This window comes from Pseudomonas bijieensis (assembly GCF_013347965.1).
Classification (GTDB): domain Bacteria; phylum Pseudomonadota; class Gammaproteobacteria; order Pseudomonadales; family Pseudomonadaceae; genus Aquipseudomonas; species Aquipseudomonas bijieensis.
Genome location: NZ_CP048810.1, coordinates 6,713,987 through 6,730,360 on the forward strand (window position 1 = coordinate 6,713,987; position 16,374 = coordinate 6,730,360).

The window sequence follows — 16,374 nt, forward strand, 5'->3', positions numbered from 1 at the left end:
GAGGAAAACGCTATGAGCTTTGCAGGAACAGGAGTAGTCGCGATCTGGCACGATCTTTTGCCCGAAGCGCGGGACGAGTTCTATGAGTGGCATAACCGTGAACACATGCCTGAGCGGGCCGGGATTCCGGGTTTTTTGCGGGGGCGTCGATACATCGCTTTGGATGCAGGGCCTACCTACTTCAACCTCTATGAGGCGGATACGGTGCAGGTGCTGGGCGGGCAGGATTATCTATCGCGTCTCAACAGTCCGACGGCGTGGACCCAACAGTCGGTGAAGTCCTATCGCAACGTCGCGCGATCCATTTGCGAGGTCACTTACACCAGCGGTGTGGGGCAGGGCGCGTATTTGTTAACGGTCCGTTTCGATGTTGTCGAAGGGCAACATAAATCGGTATCAGACGCATTGCGCCAACGCGTACTTCCTCCCCTCGCAGATAAACAGGGAATTACCGGCGTGCACTTGTGTGTGGCTGATGAAGCCGTGAGCAAGGTTGAAACCGCAGAGAAAAAGGCCCGCGCCGAGGGGACGCAAATACCGGCCTGGATCGTCATGATCGAAGGTTGTGCGCCTGACTATGTCCGTGTCGCCGGCGAGTCTTTTGTAGCGGAGCTGCAACGGCTGTTGGAGGGGCAATCGATGGGGCCGGAAACCACGCTTTATCAATTGGAATACACACGTTGCAAAACGCCGGGGAGTGCAGGTTGATCGCCGAGCGCTCGAGTACGTTTTAACTTTCAGTCGTAATTCTCAGGCAGTTTCCCACGAGCGTGTCATTACAGGCATTGAGTTCGGCTCGCGTCTGCGCACGCTCGGATTTTGTTTGAGGTGAATATCAACCCATTATCAAGTTACTCAATAAAGGGCTAATACAAGACAGATAGTGTTCCCAGCAGTGGCTCGGAAGTTAGTTCTTCGAGCGGCCTGTGCATAGGTTGAATGAAGAGCTAAAAATCGCAACAAAAACAATAATAATTCATTGTGAGAAATTATCATGCGCTACCCTGTTATTTCCCGCAGCGTGCCTGCACATCACTCTCTGATCCGTCTGACTCTTGCGGTCTGCGCGGGTTCGTCAGCGGCTGTTCAAGCCGATCAGAATAGCGGTTTTGTCGATGGCGCCAAGGCCACCCTCAATTTGCGCAATGCTTACATCAATCGTAACTTCACCAACCCGAACGCTGCCCAAGGTAAAGCCGAGGAATGGACCCAGAACTTCATTCTCGACGCCAAGTCCGGTTTCACCCAGGGCGTGGTCGGTTTTGGTGTGGATGTGCTGGGCACGTACTCGGTCAAGCTCGACGGCGGCCGTGGCACTGCGGGCACACAATTGCTGCCCGTGCATGATGACGGTCGTCCGGCCGACGATTTCGGTCGCCTCGGCGTCGCCCTCAAGGCCAAAGTGTCGAAGACCGAACTGAAGGTCGGTGAATGGATGCCAGTGCTGCCAATCCTGCGCTCCGACGATGGCCGCTCCCTGCCGCAAACCTTCCGCGGTGGCCAGGTGACCTCCACCGAGATCAACGGCCTGACGCTGTACGGCGGTCAATTCCGCGCCAACAGCCCGCGCAACGACGCGAGCATGGAAGACATGTCCATGAACGGCCGCGGCGCCTTCACCTCCGACCGCTTCAACTTCGGCGGCGGCGAATATGCCTTCAACGACAAGCGCACTCAGGTTGGCGTCTGGTATGCGGAACTGTCCGACATCTACCAGCAGCAGTATTTCAACCTGACCCACAGCCAACCCATCGGTGACTGGACCCTGGGCGCCAACCTCGGCTACTTCATCGGCAAGGAAGACGGCAGCGCGCTGGCCGGCGACCTGGACAACAAGACCGCGTTCGCCATGCTCTCGGCCAAATACGGTGGCAACACCTTCTACGTCGGCCTGCAGAAAGTCGGCGGCGATGATGCCTGGATGCGCGTGAATGGCACCAGTGGCGGCACCCTGGCCAACGACAGCTACAACTCCAGCTACGACAACGCCAAGGAAAAATCCTGGCAACTGCGCCATGACTTCAACTTTGCTGCCGTCGGCGTGCCGGGCCTGACATTAATGAACCGATATATCAGCGGTGATAATGTCCATACAGGTTCGATTACCGATGGCAAAGAATGGGGCCGAGAATCGGAACTGGCCTATGTGGTGCAGTCCGGCGCGCTGAAAAATCTCAGCGTTAGATGGCGAAATTCGAGTATTCGCAGGGATTTCAGTACCAATGAGTTTGATGAGAACCGAATCTTTATTAATTACCCCATCTCGCTGCTATAAAGCGTTTTTCGATCGCACTTCTTGATCGGTAGGCGGCGTTCAGTACGCCGCCGCTGTTCTAAAAATCTCCGGTTTTCATGAGCGCTGGTTCTAATAATCTCTGGGCCAGCGCCAAGGCCTCTTCTTCAGTAGCTGTCGGGCTGTTGCCGGCGTTCGCGTTCGCAGGTTTCGGTGCCACAGGTCCTTGGCCGACGGGCTACACAGAACGTTTGACCAAACTTCAAGTGGCTAATTAGAGTGGGTAGCCGTACGAGCGGCCTACTGCCATGGAAACCCAAATGAGCGACTTACCCCTGCTGCTAGCCTTCATCGCTGCTGCGTCAGTGCTCACTGTTACCCCCGGCGTGGACACTGCCATGGTTCTTCGCGCTACAGCGACCGGTGGTCGACGCTCGGCGTTGATGGCCTCTATCGGTATTGCGCTCGGGTGCCTGGTGTGGGGAGCGGCGGTGTCACTGGGGCTCGGCGCCCTGTTGCAAGCTTCGGAGTGGGCTTACCTAGTGCTGAAAATTGTCGGCGCAGCTTATCTCGTTTGGTTGGGTATCAAACTGCTGCTGCGACCTAGGACAACTCTGCAAGGGCAGGGGAACGAGAACATGGCTGTCACTGCACGTGACGCCTTTATCCGCGGTTTATTGACTAACCTGCTGAACCCCAAAATAGGCGTCTTCTACGTCACTTTTCTCCCCCAGTTCGTCCCGAGTGGTTCGAGCGTTGCCAGCTATTCATTCTTCCTTGCAGCGTTACACGTGCTGTTGACGCTGGCCTGGTTCGGCATTCTGGTAGCGGCTACGGTGCCGTTGAGCCGTTTCCTGAAGCGGCCGGCGGCCCTGAAGGCACTTGATCGGCTCACGGGCGGTGTTTTTGTCGCATTTGGGCTCAAACTCGCTGTTTCCAATCCTGCTTGAGCCGAATGCCGCATTGCCAATAGCCAGTTCACGCATGCGGATTCAAAGAGCCGGCAGTTTCTGCGTCAGCGGTTGGGCCTTTGGCGTGCGGTGCGAACCAGCATCGGGCCGAACACCGCCAGCAGGCCCAGCAGAATGAGCGGGAAGTACATCAGCGACTCCAGGCCAAAGCGCCCCACGATAATTGTGATCGCGGCGTGCCCCATGAGCATCCCTGAAAAGCCGATGCCGTTAACGATGCCGATCACGACCCGCATGCCCGCATTCAGGCTGTCGCAAAAGTAGATCGGCTACAGGGTTCGTATTGACGAGCGAATCGCCCGCGCGCATTCGATAACCGCGGGCGCCAGCTTGCGTTCGGCTTCCTCCATGGTCCAGCGACTGCTGGGCACGACCACATGCACTGCCGCCACCGGCAAACCCTGGCTGCCTATGATTGGCGCGGCAATGGACATGTCGCCCAGGAACAGCTCTTCCTTGTTTATGGCGTAACCCCTGCGCCGCGTGATCTCGATCTGCTCGATGATGTCGTCGATCTCGGTCAGTGTGTACTGGGTGTGTCGTTTGCGATCGCTGGCTTGCAGGGTGGCAGCGAGTTCGTCGTCTGGCTGGGCACTGAGAAAGGCCCGTCCGGAACCGGTGCAGTACATCGGTATGCGGCTGCCGATGGGCATGTGGATTGGGATGAATTTCGGTGCTACGAAGCGAGCGACGTAGACCATGTCCAGCCCGTCGGGCTCGGTCAGATTGGTCGTTTCCCCGGTAGCCTGCGCGAGCTCGGCAAGGAACGGGTTGGCCACGTCGACCAGCGTGTCGGCGGCCAGGTAGTTGTAGCCGATTTCCATGACCTTCGGGGTCAGTTGAAAACGTTTGGTCTGCGGATGCTTGCGCACATAACCCAGCTCTTCGAGGGTGTGGATCATGCGTTGTGCGGAGCTTTTGTTGATCTCTGCCGCTTGCGCGATATCCGCCAGATTCATCGTGCGCCTGGATGCGTTGAAAGCCCGCAACACCGCCAGGCCTTTCTCCAGTGACTGATTGAACAGGGGATGAGGGGCGTCGCTCATATGAAATCCTTGTTTTTCTGCTTTTTGAATATCGATATTCGATACTTATAAATCTCTTTACGATTTTAGTAAATCGTTTATAGTCATTTTAAGCCCTCCTGCCATTCACTTGGGGCAACTCTTACCGGACTTAAGACAAATAAAAGCGTCCAATGGGAGATACGCCATGCTTACTCGCTTTCGTGCACTCACGTTCGTTGTTGCCCTGGCTACCGGCATCGTTTCAGCCAATGTCGTCGCCGAGCCCGTCTACAAGGTTGGCGCAACCGCGACGGGCATTCCCTTCACCTTTCTCGACGTCAAGAGCCAGAGCATCCAGGGCATGATGGTTGACGCCGCGCAGGCGGTGGCCAAGGCTGGTGGTTTCGAGGTGGAGATCCAGCAGACCACTTTCGCTTCACTCATTCCGTCACTGACTTCAAACAAGATCGACCTGATTTCCGCGGCCATGCTCCGCACGCCGGCGCGGGAAAAGGTGGTGCAGTATTCCGATCCGGTCTTCAGCTATGGCGAGGGGTTGATCGTCAAGGTCGACGACCAGACCCAGTACACCCGCATGGAGGACTTTGCCGGTGAGGTCGTCGGCGCCCAGGTCGGTACCGTGTTCATCGATGAGCTGAACAAGCGTGGCGTCTTCAAGGAAGTCCGTGGCTATGATTCGATCCCGGACCTGATGCGAGACCTGGCGCTTGGTCGTATCAAGGCAGGTTTCGCCGATCGTCCGGTCGTCGCCTACCAATTGGCTCAAGGCACGCAGAACAAGGTGCATCTGGTCCAGAGCTATCAGCCTGTGGTGATCGGGGATGTCTGTCTGATCATGCGCAAAGGTGACAGTGCGACACTGGAGCAGGTCAACAAGGGCATCGCTGCGATCAAGGCTGATGGTTCGCTCGATCAGATCATCAGCAAGTGGAAACTCAACTGATGGTTGCGTCGGCCGCCCGCAACGGCGGGCGGGTCCACTCATTGTTTCGTGGGTAGCCTTATGTTTTTCCAGAATGCCTTGGACTTTCTTCCTATCTTGCTCAAAGGGGCGGCGGTCACTCTGCAGGTGACGGCCGGGTCGTTTGTCCTCAGTTCGCTGATCGGGCTGGTCCTGGCCCTGATGATGGTCTCCAAAGTCCGCGCGATCGCCTTGTTTGCCATCAGCGTGGTGAACGTCATTCGTGGTCTGCCGATCATTGTGCAGCTGTTTTACATCTACTTCGTCCTGCCGGAATTCGGCATCCAGCTGACGGCAATGCAGGCCGGCATCATTGGCCTGGGGATCGCTTATTCGGCGTATCAGGCCGAGAACTTTCGGGCCGGTATCCAGGCGATCCAGCAAGGACAGATCGAGGCGGCCGAATCCTTGGGTATGCGGGGCGCGATGGTGATGCGGCGAGTGGTGCTGCCCCAGGCATTTCGCATTGCCTTGCCGCCTTACGGCAATACGCTGGTCATGATGCTCAAGGACTCGTCGCTGGTCTCTACCATCACCGTGGCCGAGATGACGCGTGCAGGGCAACTGATTGCCTCCTCGACCTTCGAGAACATGACGGTCTATACCCTGGTGGCGTTGCTCTACCTTGCCATGAGCCTACCACTGTCCTATGCGCTGCGTCGTCTGGAAGCACGCTTCAGCACCCGGAGAACGTCATGATCGAGATCAAGGGCATTCACAAGCGTTATGGCAACGTCCCTGTTCTTGAAGGCATCGATCTGCAGGTCAAGAGTGGTGAAGTGGTGTGTCTGATCGGCCCTTCGGGTTCGGGCAAATCCACGTTGCTGCGCTGCATCAACGGTCTGGAAAGTTATGACCAGGGCGACGTCCTGATCAGCAACGAACGGGTCGACCGCAATGCCAGGTCGATCCACGATATTCGCAGCCGGGTGGCGATGGTCTTCCAGCGCTTCAATCTGTTTCCGCACCGCACGGCGCTGGAAAATGTCATGGAAGGGCCTATCTACGTGAAGAAGGAGAACCCCCAGGCCGCCCGCAGGAACGCCGAGGCGCTGATGGAAAAGGTGGGCTTGTCCCACCGAATGAATGCCTACCCGGACGAACTGTCCGGTGGCCAGCAGCAACGGGTCGCCATTGCCAGGGCGTTGGCGATGAACCCGCAGGCCATCCTCTTCGACGAGCCGACCTCCGCGCTCGATCCGGAGCTGGTCGGTGAAGTGTTGGCGGTGATGCGCAATCTCGCCAATGAAGGCATGACCATGATCGTGGTCACCCACGAGATGGCCTTCGCTCGAGACGTGGCCGACAAGGTCTGTTTTCTTCACAGCGGCAAGATCGTCGAGTCAGGCCCGGCGGGGGAGGTGCTGAGTACCCCGACACATCCGCGCACCCAGGACTTTCTGCGCCGGCTGCTCAATCACAGTGCAGAGGTGCAGGCATGAATGCCCCTTTCGCGCCTCAACTGCCAGCCTCTCTCTGGGCCGCGACTGCGATACCGGCGGTGGAAACGCCGGCGCTGGCTGAAGACAAAAACGTGGATGTCGCCATCGTGGGCGCCGGCTACACCGGTTTGGTCACGGCTTTGCGACTGGCCGAAGCAGGTATCAATGTCTGTGTGCTGGATGCCGGGGAGCCAGGCTGGGGGGCGTCGGGGCGCAACGGCGGACAGGTGATCCCCGGGCTGAAATTCGACCCCGATCAATTGCACAGCAAGTTCGGTACGGCTCGCGCCGAAGCGATGCTCGACGTGGCCGGTTCCGCCGCTGACGAAGTGTTTTCGTTGGTTCGCCAGTACGGGATCGAGTGTGATGCGACCCAGAAAGGCTGGATCCAGCCCGCCTGTTCGGCCACTGCGATGAAGGCGATCGAACAACGCGCCGCACAATGGCAACGCCGCGGGGTCCAGGTGGAGCTGCTGGACCGGGCTGCGGTCAGCCAACGTATTGGTACCGAAAACTATCTGGGGGGCTGGGTTGATCCACGGGCCGGCAGCTTGCACCCGCTGAGTTATGCCCGTGGCCTGGCGAAGGCTGCAATGGGGCGGGGCGCGATGATCCATGGCCACAGTCGTGTCACGGGGTTGCAGCGACAGCAATCGGGGTGGACGTTGTCCACTGCGCAAGGATCCCGGGTCAATGCGCAGCGGGTGCTATTGGCCACCGATGGCTATACCGACGACCTGTGGCCCGGATTGCGCCAGACCGTCGTCGCGGCCAACAGCTTCATCATCGCGACCCGTCCGCTCCCACCGGCGATACGCAAGACCATCCTGCCCGGTGGCGAGGTTTGTTCGGACTCACGACGCTTGCTGCTTTATTTCAAGCAGGATGCACAGGGGCGTCTGCTTCTGGGAGGGCGAGGGCCCTTCTCGGAGCCTTCCCGGCAGCGTGACTGGGCGCACCTGGAGCGTTCGCTGGGGGCGCTGTTTCCGCAAGTGGCGGATGTGCCTGTCGAGTACCGCTGGAGTGGTCGGGTCGCCCTGACGCAGAGCTTTCTGCCCCATGTGCATGATCCCGCACCGGGGCTGTCAGTCCTGCTCGGCTACAACGGTCGCGGCATTGCCTTGTCCACGGCGTTAGGCAAGCATCTGGCGGCGAAGCTGTCGGGGGCGACACAGGACTTCCCGTTTCCGGTCATGCCACTGCGCCAGATTCCCTTCCATGCCTTGCAGCGGCTTTATCTGGCTGCCGGCATCAGCTATTACCGGGTGTTGGATGCGCTGTTTTGAGCGCTGCTTGAAATTGGAGTTGAGCTTCGATCGCTTCCTTGTCGATGACTGACCAGACCTCGCGGATCCTGCCGTCCTCGACCGCGTAGAAGACGTTTTCCGCGAAGGAGATCCGCGCCCCATTGACGGCAAGGCCCAGGAACTCTCCAGTCGGCGTGCAATTGAATGCCAGGCGAGCCGCCAATTTGGGTGGCTCTATCACCAGGAACTCGATTTCAAAGCGCAAGTCAGGGATATCCCGGTAGTTCGCTTCCAGCATGCTTCGATAGCCGTGCAGTCCTAACCGTCTCGCGTTATGAACCACATCCGGATGCACGAAATGCCCCAGGCTTTCCCAGTCCTGTGCATTCAGGCAGGCGATGTAGTCGCTATAGAGGGTTGCAAGGTTCGAGGTCATGGGACTGTACTCCGCTATATGCCTGTTTCCGCCTTCTGCGATCCCTGGCCTTGTTGCCAAGTGTCATGAAGGTGATGTGCTGGTTATCGATGGGGGGGAGCCCCCGACGATAAAGGTCGAGCCATGCGCCGTTTGACCCTGTAGCAGTCATTGATATCCAGCGCGTTTGAAACTCCCACCCAGCTTAACCCCCATTTCAGGGGGAGCCGGCAAACTGATCCAGCCCACCGGCTCATTTGCCCCCGGTCACGTCGAGGAATGTCCCGGTAACGAATGATGCCTGCGCGCTGGCCAGCCACAGAATGGCCTGGGCCACTTCCTCCGGCTGGCCACCCCGGCCCATGGGGATTGTGTCCTTGATACGGTCGACCCGCCCCGGTTCACCGCCGCTGGCATGCATTTCGGTGTAGATGTGACCGGGGCGAATACCGTTGACGCGTATCCCTTCGCGGGCCACCTCTTTGGCCAGACCGATGGTGAACGTCTCCAGGGCTCCCTTGGACGCCGCGTAGTCGATATATTCGTTGGGACTGCCGAGGCGCGCCGACGCCGAAGAGACATTGATCACCACCCCGCCCGGACCGTTGTGCCGGTAGGACATGCGTTTCACCGCCTGTTGGGCACAGAGCATCGGACCGATGGAGTTGACCGCGAAGATGCGCTGCATGCGTTCGAAGCCGATGTCTTCCAGGCGCGACTGCACGGCCAGTACCCCGGCGTTATTGACCAGTACGTCGATACGGCCAAATGAGCGGTCGATGGCCGCGAACAGATCGGCGACCTGTCCGGGGTCCGCACTGTCGGCCCGCATGACCAGCGCCCGACGGCCCAACGCCTCCACATCCGCCGCCACCGCCAGCGCCGAGGACTCATGGGCAACGTAGCTGATCGCGACGTCATAGCCTTGGGCTGCGGCGAGCCGTGCGGTGGCGGCGCCCACACCGCGACCGCCACCAGTGACCAGAATCAACGGTGCCTGGGAGACGTTATTCATCGAGGGTACCTCCTGTAACGGTGAGAAAGCGGGTGTATCAGCCAATCAAGAGAGTGCCGCTGACGATCACTGCGCACGCCACGACTCGGCGAGTGGTGAGTGTCTCGCCGAGGAACGCGTAGCCAATCAACGCGGCGAACAGCACGCTGGTTTCGCGCAATGCCGATACCGCGCCCAAGGGGGCTTCGTTCATGGCGTAGATGACGATTCCATAGGCCAGCAAGGAGACCAATCCACCGACCACGGCGGTCAATGTGCCGGGCCGGAAAGAGAATAAGCTGCGGGCGTCGCGCAGGCCGATGTACACCGCCGGCATCAGCACGCCCCACAAGGCGCACATCCACACCGTATAGGCCAGTGGCGCGCCGGAGAGTCTGGTGCCAATGCCGTCGGTGACGCTGTAGGCGGCGATGAAGCAGCCGGTTCCCAGGGCATAGGGCAGGCTGGGCACCGACAGGTTGCGTCCCCTGAAGGCCAACGAAATGATTGCGCCTGATACCAGCGCGATACCCAGTAGCGCACCGGGAGCAATGCTTTCCCCGGCAAAGGCCGCGGCGCCCAGGGTGATCAAGACGGGTGACGATCCACGCGAAACCGGATAGGTCTGTCCCAGGTCGCCGACCCGGTAGCTGCGCACCAGGAACAGGTTGTAGCCGACATGCAGCAACGCCGAAAGCAATCCATAGCTCCAACTGGCAACTGCCGGTGGCTCCATGAACACCGCGGCGACGATACTGGCGATTGCGATGGCGATGCACATGATCGTCATCGACCACAGTCGATCGGTGCCGCCACGCAGTAGCGCATTCCAGCTGGCATGCAGGAGCGCGGCGAAAAGAACCAGCAAGGTGATATGGATAGGCATGCGCCATTTTATGCAGCCCGGCTGCCCGGACTACAGCGAAGTCTCCTCATCGTTTCATGAGTGAATCCTCATGCATCATCCATAAGCTCGTTGGACTTTCAGCGCCTCGCTGGTCAACCATTGGCGAAAGCTGACGATGTGCGGCTGCGATTCGCTGCCTTTCGGGCAGACGAAGTAGTAGGCAAGGGGGGAGGGGAACGACACATCGAAGAGCCTCACCAGGCGACCGTCGCTGATTTCGGTTTCAACATGCCCGCTGCGTACCAGGGCGACACCCTGGCCGAGCAGGGCAGCCTCGACCGTCATGTTGGTGTCCCCAAACCGGACGCTTTCCTTGAGCGGCAAAAACTCCAGCCCGACTTTTTCAAACCAGGCCTCCCATTTCGGCACCAGCTCGGCGCCATCACGGGTCAGCAGTGGGTAATGCAGCAGTTCGGCAGGGCTGCGCGGTGTCCCGAATCGCTGCAGCAGATCGGGACTTGCCACCGGAAACACCTGCTCGCCGAACAGAAACTCTGAATACAGGCCTGGGTAACTGCCCTTGCCGAGCCGGATCGCGACATCGGCCTGGGCGCTGGAGAAATGGATGATCTTGTCCGTGGTGTCCAGCGAGACCAGTAGCTCGGGATGTTGCCGGGATAGGCTCGGCAAGCGTGGCAGCAGCCATTTCAGCGCGAAGGAGTACGTGGTGCTGACTTCGAGTCGGACCCTGCCTTTCTGCTCTCGAAGATCGGCCAGGGTCGCCTCCAGGCTCATGAAGAATTCCCGCACGATGGGCGCCAGCGTAGCCCCCGCTGCGGTGAGGCTCAACGACTTGCCACGTTCGAACAACTGCAATCCCCAGAGCTCTTCGAGATGCTTGAGCTGGTGACTGACCGCGCTTTGAGTGACATGCAGCTCATTCGCGGCAGAGGTAAAGGTCGCGTGCCGGGTGGCGACTTCAAAGGCACGCAGTGTGGCGGTTGGCGGCAGATCTCTCATGTACGGGGCGTCTCGGCGAGTCATCAGAAATGCGTAACATGAGCGCTAACTCATGATAGAACATGATAGCCGCAATGGCCTTTTCGGTCGTTCAGTTGACTGAAATCCTCCATGGCCGCGCGCGAAGCGGGCACGTTGAGACTATGCTGATGGCCACAGCAGGTAGTGCATTGGTTTCAATCGTCAGCCACCAAGGAAAGGAGTCCGTATGTCTTCATTTCTTTATGCCCGGTTCTACTATCGCAATGGCCGTATGAGCAGACCCGTAACCTGAATATGCCCTTCATTGCTCTGGACAACCTCCAGATGGTCGATGCCTTCACTTGGAAATGGCAAATGGCACGGAATGCGACGCACCAAACGCTCTGCATTGAGCTCGGAAATGAGGCAGGCGCGCAGGTGCCACTGAGAATTTCCCAGCGGATCGAATACGACTCACTGACCGAGCTGCCTCATGACGCCTTGCCCGGCGACCGTTTCACTCCGTCGATTTTCCTGTCCAGTCGCCCCGACGAACAATGGGCGGTGATGTTTCTTGGGCTCGATCGTTTCCACCGTATCAACAATGTCCTTGGCTACCCGATGAGCAAAGACGTCGATGAGCCGAGCGTCAATCCCAAGCGTGATGGAGAACCGCATGAACACTAAACCGATCCGCAAAATCCTGTGGCGCTTCGCCGGCTGCGTGACCGGGTTGGCGATGGTTGCCGCCCATCCAGCCCAAGCTGCCGACGGTATCGCCAGCGGCCCTACCGCAAGCTATAGCATTGCCTTCAGCAACTCCTACGCGGGCAGCGATTTCCGCAAGGTGATGGTGCGTAACTGGCAGGAGATTGCGGCCCAGGCGCAAAAGGATGGCTTGATCCGGGAGGCCCCGGTGGTCAGCGCGAATAACTCGGCGTCGGAACAAGCGGCCCATATCCAGGAGATGATCGTCAAGGGCGTGAACGCCATCGTCGTCCTGGCCGCGTCCGACACGGCCCTCAACGGGGTGATCCGCGATGCTTGCAACGCCGGCATCGTGGTGGTCGTCATGGCCAGCCTGGTCACTGAAAGCTGTGTCTATACCGTGGACTACAACTGGTCTGCCATGGGCCGCGTGGAAGTGGACTATATCGCCGAACGCCTCAAGGGGAACGGAACGCTGCTAGAGATCCGTGGTATTGCCGGCGATGCCACCGATAAAAACATCAGCGACGGCATTCGCAAGGCTGCCAGCGACTATCCGGGCCTGAAGTTCGCCAAGACCGTGTACGGGAACTGGACGGCTTCCGTGGCACGCAAGGAGGTGGCGCTGGCGCTGCCGTCGCTGCCCACCATCGATGCGGTCGCTACTCAAGGGGGCGACGGTTATGGCGCGGCCATGGCGTTCAAGGCGGCGGGACGCCCTTTACCGATCATCGTGATGGGGAACCGTCAGGACGAACTCGCCCTGTGGAAACAGGAGCGCGATGCCAATGGCTATGAGACCGTCTCCGTTTCCGCCTCACCGAGCGTCTCCCAGGTGGGCTTCTGGGTGGCCCAGCAGATCCTGGCGGGCAAGCAAGTGCCGAAGTTCGTCGAGGTGCCGCTGGTACGTATCGATGGGAAAGACCTGGACGCCTGGCTCGCAACGATGCCGGTGGGCGGCGCCGCCAATCCGTTCTACAGCCAGGCTTCTGTGGCGGCGATGATCGACGCGGCCATCAACAAAACCGCGCCGCCGGCGCCTTTGCCGGAGGTTACGAAGCAGTAGTGGCGGGGCGGGGAGCGAGGAGGCGAGGCGCGATGTTGACATTCAAGCCAGTCAGGGACAGGCCCATTGCCGTCAAAATTGGCCTGGCGGTCGCCGCACTGGTGTTCCTGATGCTGGCGGTATCGCTCGTGAACCTCTACGGCCTGCGCGGCATGGTACGTGCGGTGGATTCTTCCAGCCATTCCGCGGAAATTCTGGCGTCGGTCAACGGGGCCACCGGGCGGGTGGAAAACTTCATCGCCACCCGCGACCAGGAAAGCCTGATCCAGGCCGAAGGCATGGTGGCGACGGCTATCGTCGGCCTCACCGCCATTCCGGTGGCAGAGGCGCAATCGCTCAAGGGCAGTCTGGAAAGGCTCGCCGCGGCGATCGCCGCCTTGCGGGCCGCGACTCTGACCATGGATGGCGAAACGGAGAACATGACAGCCAATTACGGTCGGATGCGCGAGGCGACGATTCTCGTCGAACAGGGTATCGCCAATGGACTGAAGGGGCTTGATGCCCGCACCGCTGAGCACGAGGCGCGGGTGAGCAACATGGAAAGCGCCCATCGCATCCTGGATATCCTGCGCAACGGCGAACGGATCATCACCACTAATGTGGCCAAGATGCTGGCGACTGGTGATGGGGCGGCCGCCACCGCGGCGCGCAATGCTGGCGCGGCACTCCCGCCCGTGGTCGAGCAATTGCGCGAGGTGATGGGGGCGCCGCAGGAGGGAGAGAACCTGGAGCAGTTGGCGGCGGCAGCCGCTGCTGCCAGCGTGGCCGTGGAGCACCTTGGCGAGGCGCCCAAGCTCCAGGGAGGCGAGGCTTTGCGGCATCTCGCCGCCGTCGAGGATGTGGTCGAACGCCTCGACGCAATGTTGGATGAAGTGGATAGGCACGTTGCCCATGACGCAAGCGACATTCAAGCCGCCACCGGTTTGCTGCACAATGCAGCCGCGTTGTCCAAGCGTTTCGCCGAGCGCGTTGCCACCCTGGAGGCGCAGACCTTGTCGTTTCGCCTGTCACCGTCGGCCGAGATTGCCGGCTCTGTCGGCGACATACTGGGCGAGCTCACCCGTCTCTCTCGCGTGCTTCCTTCGGCCGTGGGGCTGCAAACGGAGGCTACGCCGCAGACTGTCAGCGATCAGATTGCCGGCTACCGGGCGGCATTCGCCAGGTTCCATCAGGCGAGCATCGCCTTGAGCGACGCACGCGACCAGGTTCGCAACGAGGCACGCAGCGCCGGCCTGTTGGTTGCGAGCTTCGCTGGTCAAGCCCGCTCCGACGCCTTGGTCCACAATGATCGTGGCATGCTTGCGACGATAGTCGCCGGTACCGTCGCCATCCTGCTAGCCGGCGCCATTGCCTGGAGCACGTCGCGCTTTGTCGCGCAGCCCATCGTAGCCTTGGCGTCGGTCATGCGTCGGCTTGCGGCCGGCGACCTGAATGCCGAGATCGCCAGCGTCGGACGCGGCGACGAGATTGGGATCATGACCCGTGCGGTACGGGTGTTCCAGGAGAATGCCCTGCGCATCCGGGTGCTGGAAGCCGAGGCCGAAGCCGAGCGACAGCAAGTCCAGGCCTCTTTGGAAAGAATGGTCGCCGAACGGACCGACACGCTGCACCATCAGACCGAGGTGCTGGAGGCGCAGGCCGTCGAGCTTATTCAGGCGCGCAACCAGGCCGATACGGCTAACCAGGCAAAGAGCGATTTCGTTGCCACGGTCAGCCACGAACTGCGCACCCCCCTGACCCTCATTCTTGCACCCCTGGAGCAGCTCTCGGCGGCGACCACACCACCGGCAGACTGGCATGTGCAAATCGACCGCGCCCAACGCAACGCACTGCGCTTGATGAACCGGGTGAACGACATCCTCGATTTCTCCAAGGCCGAAGCGGGCAAGTTTGAGTTGTGTCCAACGCCAATGGACTTGAGCAGGGTGGTGGGTGTGCTGGCCGAGGATGCCGCCATGGTGGCCGAGGGCAAAGGCTGCACCTTGACCTGCAGCATCGATCCCGCGCTTGGCACGGTGTTCCTGGACCCCCGACACTTCGAGAAGATTCTCCTCAACCTGGTGAGCAATGCCATCAAGTTCACCCCCGCTGGCGGCACTGTGCACCTGGCCGTCACTGCGCTTGATGGCGAGCGATTTGAACTCGCGGTGCAAGACTCCGGGATTGGCATTGCCCCAGACAAACTGCCGCTGTTGTTCCAGCGTTTTTCCCAGATCGATAATTCCGCCACGCGCCACTACAGCGGCACAGGCATCGGTCTCGCCCTGGTCAAGGATCTGGTCAAACTGATGGGGGGCGAAGTCGGCGTCAACAGCGAGCTCGGACGGGGTTCGTGCTTCTTTGTTCGACTTCCGCTGGGGGCTGAGCAAGACACCGTGTCGACCGAAGCCAGCGCTATGCACGAGCGATCGTCTGCGAACGCAACGAGCACGACCGAGCAGCGCCACCTGCGTTTCGATGACGGCCGCCATGGCAGTGGCAACGACCGAGCTTCGATGGACAGCGCAGACGGGCAGCCCCCGGAACACGCCGCGCAATCCAGAGTGCTGGTGGTAGACGACAGCCCGGAAATGCTGAGCTACCTGCGCGAACTTTTGCACAACGACTACATCGTCGCCACCGCAGTTGATGGAGAGCAGGCCTGGGCACTCCTGCAGCGTCGCCCCATCGATGTCGTCCTCTCGGATGTGATGATGCCGCGGCTCGACGGCTTTGGCCTGACAGCCAGAATCAAAGCCAGCGCCGGTTTCGCCCATTTACCCGTGATCTTGTTGACCGCCCGAGGTGGCAGCGAGGCCTGTGTTTCCGGGCTGGAGAGTGGCGCCGATGACTATATCGCCAAACCCTTCTCGCCGCTGGAACTCAAGGCCCGCGTTCGCGCGGCGCTACGCATGAGCCAGGTGCAAACCGAGCTGCATGCAAAATCCCGTCAGGCGGGCATGGCCGAAATCGCCACGACTGTGCTGCACAACGTCGGCAACGTTCTCAACAGCGTGAACGTATCGGCAGAACTGGTCAGCAGCCAGATGCGCACCTCCAAAGCCCAGGGGTTGGGCAAGGTGGCTCAACTGATGAACGAACACATCCATGACCTGGCCGATTTTCTCACCACAGACCACAAAGGAAAGATGCTGCCCGGCTATCTGCTCAAGCTGGCGGAGGTGGTGAGCGCAGAGCAACTGAGCATCATCGAAGAACTCGAGCAACTCACCAAGGGCATTGACCACATCAAAACCATTGTTGCTGCCCAGCAGTCCTATGCCGTTGCTGTCAGTATTGTCGAGACAGTGCCGGTCCCGGAGTTAATCGACGATGCCTTGCGCATGAGTGCTGGATTACTGGCGCGCCAGGAGGTGACGGTGGTCAAGGACATTGCCGACTTGCCCCTGCTGGCGCTGGACCGGCATCGGATGCTGCTGATTCTGGTGAACCTGATCAACAATGCCAAGCAGGCGTTGGACGGCGTGATCGATCGCAGCCC

General features: G+C 60.0%; 15 protein-coding genes and 2 pseudogenes. 11 read left to right on the forward strand and 6 right to left on the reverse strand.

The genetic code is table 11. The features are described 5' to 3' along the window. The first annotated feature begins 12 nt into the window (after positions 1–12). The 3 genes from GN234_RS29850 (at position 13) to GN234_RS29860 (ending at position 3,183) form a co-directional block, all read left to right on the forward strand. The gene (locus GN234_RS29850) at positions 13–708 is read left to right on the forward strand and encodes a DUF4286 family protein (RefSeq protein WP_176689517.1); all 696 of its coding nucleotides are present in this window, start codon (positions 13–15) and stop codon (positions 706–708) included. Positions 709–994: 286 nt separating this feature from the next. Further along, positions 995–2,275 (forward strand): OprD family porin, encoded by a 1,281-nt coding sequence (locus GN234_RS29855; RefSeq protein WP_176689518.1) that lies wholly within the window; start codon positions 995–997, stop codon positions 2,273–2,275. 278 nt (positions 2,276–2,553) lie between these two features. Further along, positions 2,554–3,183, forward strand: a complete 630-nt coding sequence (locus GN234_RS29860; protein WP_176689519.1) for a LysE family translocator — start codon at positions 2,554–2,556, stop codon at positions 3,181–3,183. A 65-nt stretch (positions 3,184–3,248) separates the two neighbouring features. Here the strand turns inward: GN234_RS29860 and GN234_RS29865 are convergent, their stop codons facing one another. Then, positions 3,249–3,440, reverse strand: a complete 192-nt coding sequence (locus tag GN234_RS29865) for a hypothetical protein (protein WP_176689520.1) — start codon at positions 3,438–3,440, stop codon at positions 3,249–3,251. Positions 3,441–3,473: 33 nt separating this feature from the next. Next, entirely contained in the window at positions 3,474–4,250 is a 777-nt protein-coding gene (locus GN234_RS29870; protein WP_116832778.1) for an IclR family transcriptional regulator, read from the reverse strand. Positions 4,251–4,416: 166 nt separating this feature from the next. Between GN234_RS29870 and GN234_RS29875 the strand changes: the two genes are divergently transcribed. From GN234_RS29875 to GN234_RS29890, 4 genes are read left to right on the forward strand one after another with little or no spacing between them, the layout of a single operon-like run. Continuing rightward, positions 4,417–5,175 (forward strand): ABC transporter substrate-binding protein, encoded by a 759-nt coding sequence (locus GN234_RS29875; RefSeq protein WP_176689521.1) that lies wholly within the window; start codon positions 4,417–4,419, stop codon positions 5,173–5,175. 60 nt (positions 5,176–5,235) lie between these two features. Beyond that, the gene (locus GN234_RS29880; protein ID WP_176689522.1) at positions 5,236–5,892 is read left to right on the forward strand and encodes an amino acid ABC transporter permease; all 657 of its coding nucleotides are present in this window, start codon (positions 5,236–5,238) and stop codon (positions 5,890–5,892) included. Next, complete coding sequence (locus tag GN234_RS29885; RefSeq protein WP_116832775.1) at positions 5,889–6,635, forward strand: amino acid ABC transporter ATP-binding protein; 747 nt, start codon at positions 5,889–5,891, stop codon at positions 6,633–6,635. The genes GN234_RS29880 and GN234_RS29885 overlap by 4 nt, the downstream gene beginning before the upstream one ends. Continuing rightward, the gene (locus GN234_RS29890) at positions 6,632–7,921 is read left to right on the forward strand and encodes an NAD(P)/FAD-dependent oxidoreductase (protein WP_176689523.1); all 1,290 of its coding nucleotides are present in this window, start codon (positions 6,632–6,634) and stop codon (positions 7,919–7,921) included. Before GN234_RS29885 ends, GN234_RS29890 begins: the two co-directional genes overlap by 4 nt. On the opposite strand, the gene GN234_RS29895 is transcribed toward GN234_RS29890, so the two are convergent. The 4 genes from GN234_RS29895 to gcvA all read right to left on the reverse strand — a co-directional run bounded on the left by GN234_RS29895 (position 7,887) and on the right by gcvA (position 11,158). Then, positions 7,887–8,318, reverse strand: a complete 432-nt coding sequence (locus tag GN234_RS29895) for an ester cyclase (RefSeq protein WP_176689524.1) — start codon at positions 8,316–8,318, stop codon at positions 7,887–7,889. The two genes, GN234_RS29890 and GN234_RS29895, sit on opposite strands and share 35 nt — an antisense overlap. Before the next feature lie 232 nt (positions 8,319–8,550). Next, positions 8,551–9,312 carry an SDR family oxidoreductase gene (locus GN234_RS29900; protein ID WP_176689525.1) on the reverse strand — a complete coding sequence of 254 codons (762 nt, stop codon included), beginning with the start codon at positions 9,310–9,312 and terminating at the stop codon, positions 8,551–8,553. Between the two features lie 37 nt (positions 9,313–9,349). Continuing rightward, positions 9,350–10,177, reverse strand: coding sequence for a DMT family transporter (locus GN234_RS29905; protein WP_116832772.1), 828 nt, complete (start codon positions 10,175–10,177; stop codon positions 9,350–9,352). 75 nt (positions 10,178–10,252) lie between these two features. After that, on the reverse strand, positions 10,253–11,158 hold the full coding sequence (gene gcvA / locus GN234_RS29910; protein ID WP_109753390.1) for a transcriptional regulator GcvA: 906 nt from the start codon (positions 11,156–11,158) through the stop codon (positions 10,253–10,255). Positions 11,159–11,434: 276 nt separating this feature from the next. On the opposite strand from gcvA, the gene GN234_RS29915 reads away from it, so the two are divergent. The 4 genes and pseudogenes from GN234_RS29915 to GN234_RS30500 all read left to right on the forward strand — a co-directional run. After that, positions 11,435–11,806: a GGDEF domain-containing protein gene (locus GN234_RS29915; RefSeq protein WP_176689526.1), complete on the forward strand. Its 372-nt coding sequence runs from the start codon at positions 11,435–11,437 to the stop codon at positions 11,804–11,806. Next, positions 11,796–12,893: an ABC transporter substrate-binding protein gene (locus GN234_RS29920; RefSeq protein WP_176689527.1), complete on the forward strand. Its 1,098-nt coding sequence runs from the start codon at positions 11,796–11,798 to the stop codon at positions 12,891–12,893. Before GN234_RS29915 ends, GN234_RS29920 begins: the two co-directional genes overlap by 11 nt. Before the next feature lie 1,403 nt (positions 12,894–14,296). Then, positions 14,297–15,190: pseudogene (locus GN234_RS30495) on the forward strand (sensor histidine kinase); the annotation flags it as partial. Between the two features lie 306 nt (positions 15,191–15,496). After that, a pseudogene (locus GN234_RS30500) lies at positions 15,497–15,784 on the forward strand (response regulator transcription factor); the annotation flags it as partial. Between the last annotated feature and the right edge of the window lie 590 nt (positions 15,785–16,374).

Excerpts from the sequence above, each read along its gene's own strand:
- GN234_RS29850 (WP_176689517.1), top strand. The coding sequence starts at position 13 with ATGAGCTTTGCAGGAACAGGAGTAGTCGCGATCTGGCACGATCTTTTG.
- GN234_RS29855 (WP_176689518.1), top strand. The coding sequence starts at position 995 with ATGCGCTACCCTGTTATTTCCCGCAGCGTGCCTGCACATCACTCTCTG.
- GN234_RS29860 (WP_176689519.1), top strand. The coding sequence starts at position 2,554 with ATGAGCGACTTACCCCTGCTGCTAGCCTTCATCGCTGCTGCGTCAGTG.
- GN234_RS29865 (WP_176689520.1), bottom strand. The coding sequence starts at position 3,440 with ATGCGGGTCGTGATCGGCATCGTTAACGGCATCGGCTTTTCAGGGATG.
- GN234_RS29870 (WP_116832778.1), bottom strand. The coding sequence starts at position 4,250 with ATGAGCGACGCCCCTCATCCCCTGTTCAATCAGTCACTGGAGAAAGGC.
- GN234_RS29875 (WP_176689521.1), top strand. The coding sequence starts at position 4,417 with ATGCTTACTCGCTTTCGTGCACTCACGTTCGTTGTTGCCCTGGCTACC.
- GN234_RS29880 (WP_176689522.1), top strand. The coding sequence starts at position 5,236 with ATGTTTTTCCAGAATGCCTTGGACTTTCTTCCTATCTTGCTCAAAGGG.
- GN234_RS29885 (WP_116832775.1), top strand. The coding sequence starts at position 5,889 with ATGATCGAGATCAAGGGCATTCACAAGCGTTATGGCAACGTCCCTGTT.
- GN234_RS29890 (WP_176689523.1), top strand. The coding sequence starts at position 6,632 with ATGAATGCCCCTTTCGCGCCTCAACTGCCAGCCTCTCTCTGGGCCGCG.
- GN234_RS29895 (WP_176689524.1), bottom strand. The coding sequence starts at position 8,318 with ATGACCTCGAACCTTGCAACCCTCTATAGCGACTACATCGCCTGCCTG.
- GN234_RS29900 (WP_176689525.1), bottom strand. The coding sequence starts at position 9,312 with ATGAATAACGTCTCCCAGGCACCGTTGATTCTGGTCACTGGTGGCGGT.
- GN234_RS29905 (WP_116832772.1), bottom strand. The coding sequence starts at position 10,177 with ATGCCTATCCATATCACCTTGCTGGTTCTTTTCGCCGCGCTCCTGCAT.
- gcvA (WP_109753390.1), bottom strand. The coding sequence starts at position 11,158 with ATGAGAGATCTGCCGCCAACCGCCACACTGCGTGCCTTTGAAGTCGCC.
- GN234_RS29915 (WP_176689526.1), top strand. The coding sequence starts at position 11,435 with ATGCCCTTCATTGCTCTGGACAACCTCCAGATGGTCGATGCCTTCACT.
- GN234_RS29920 (WP_176689527.1), top strand. The coding sequence starts at position 11,796 with ATGAACACTAAACCGATCCGCAAAATCCTGTGGCGCTTCGCCGGCTGC.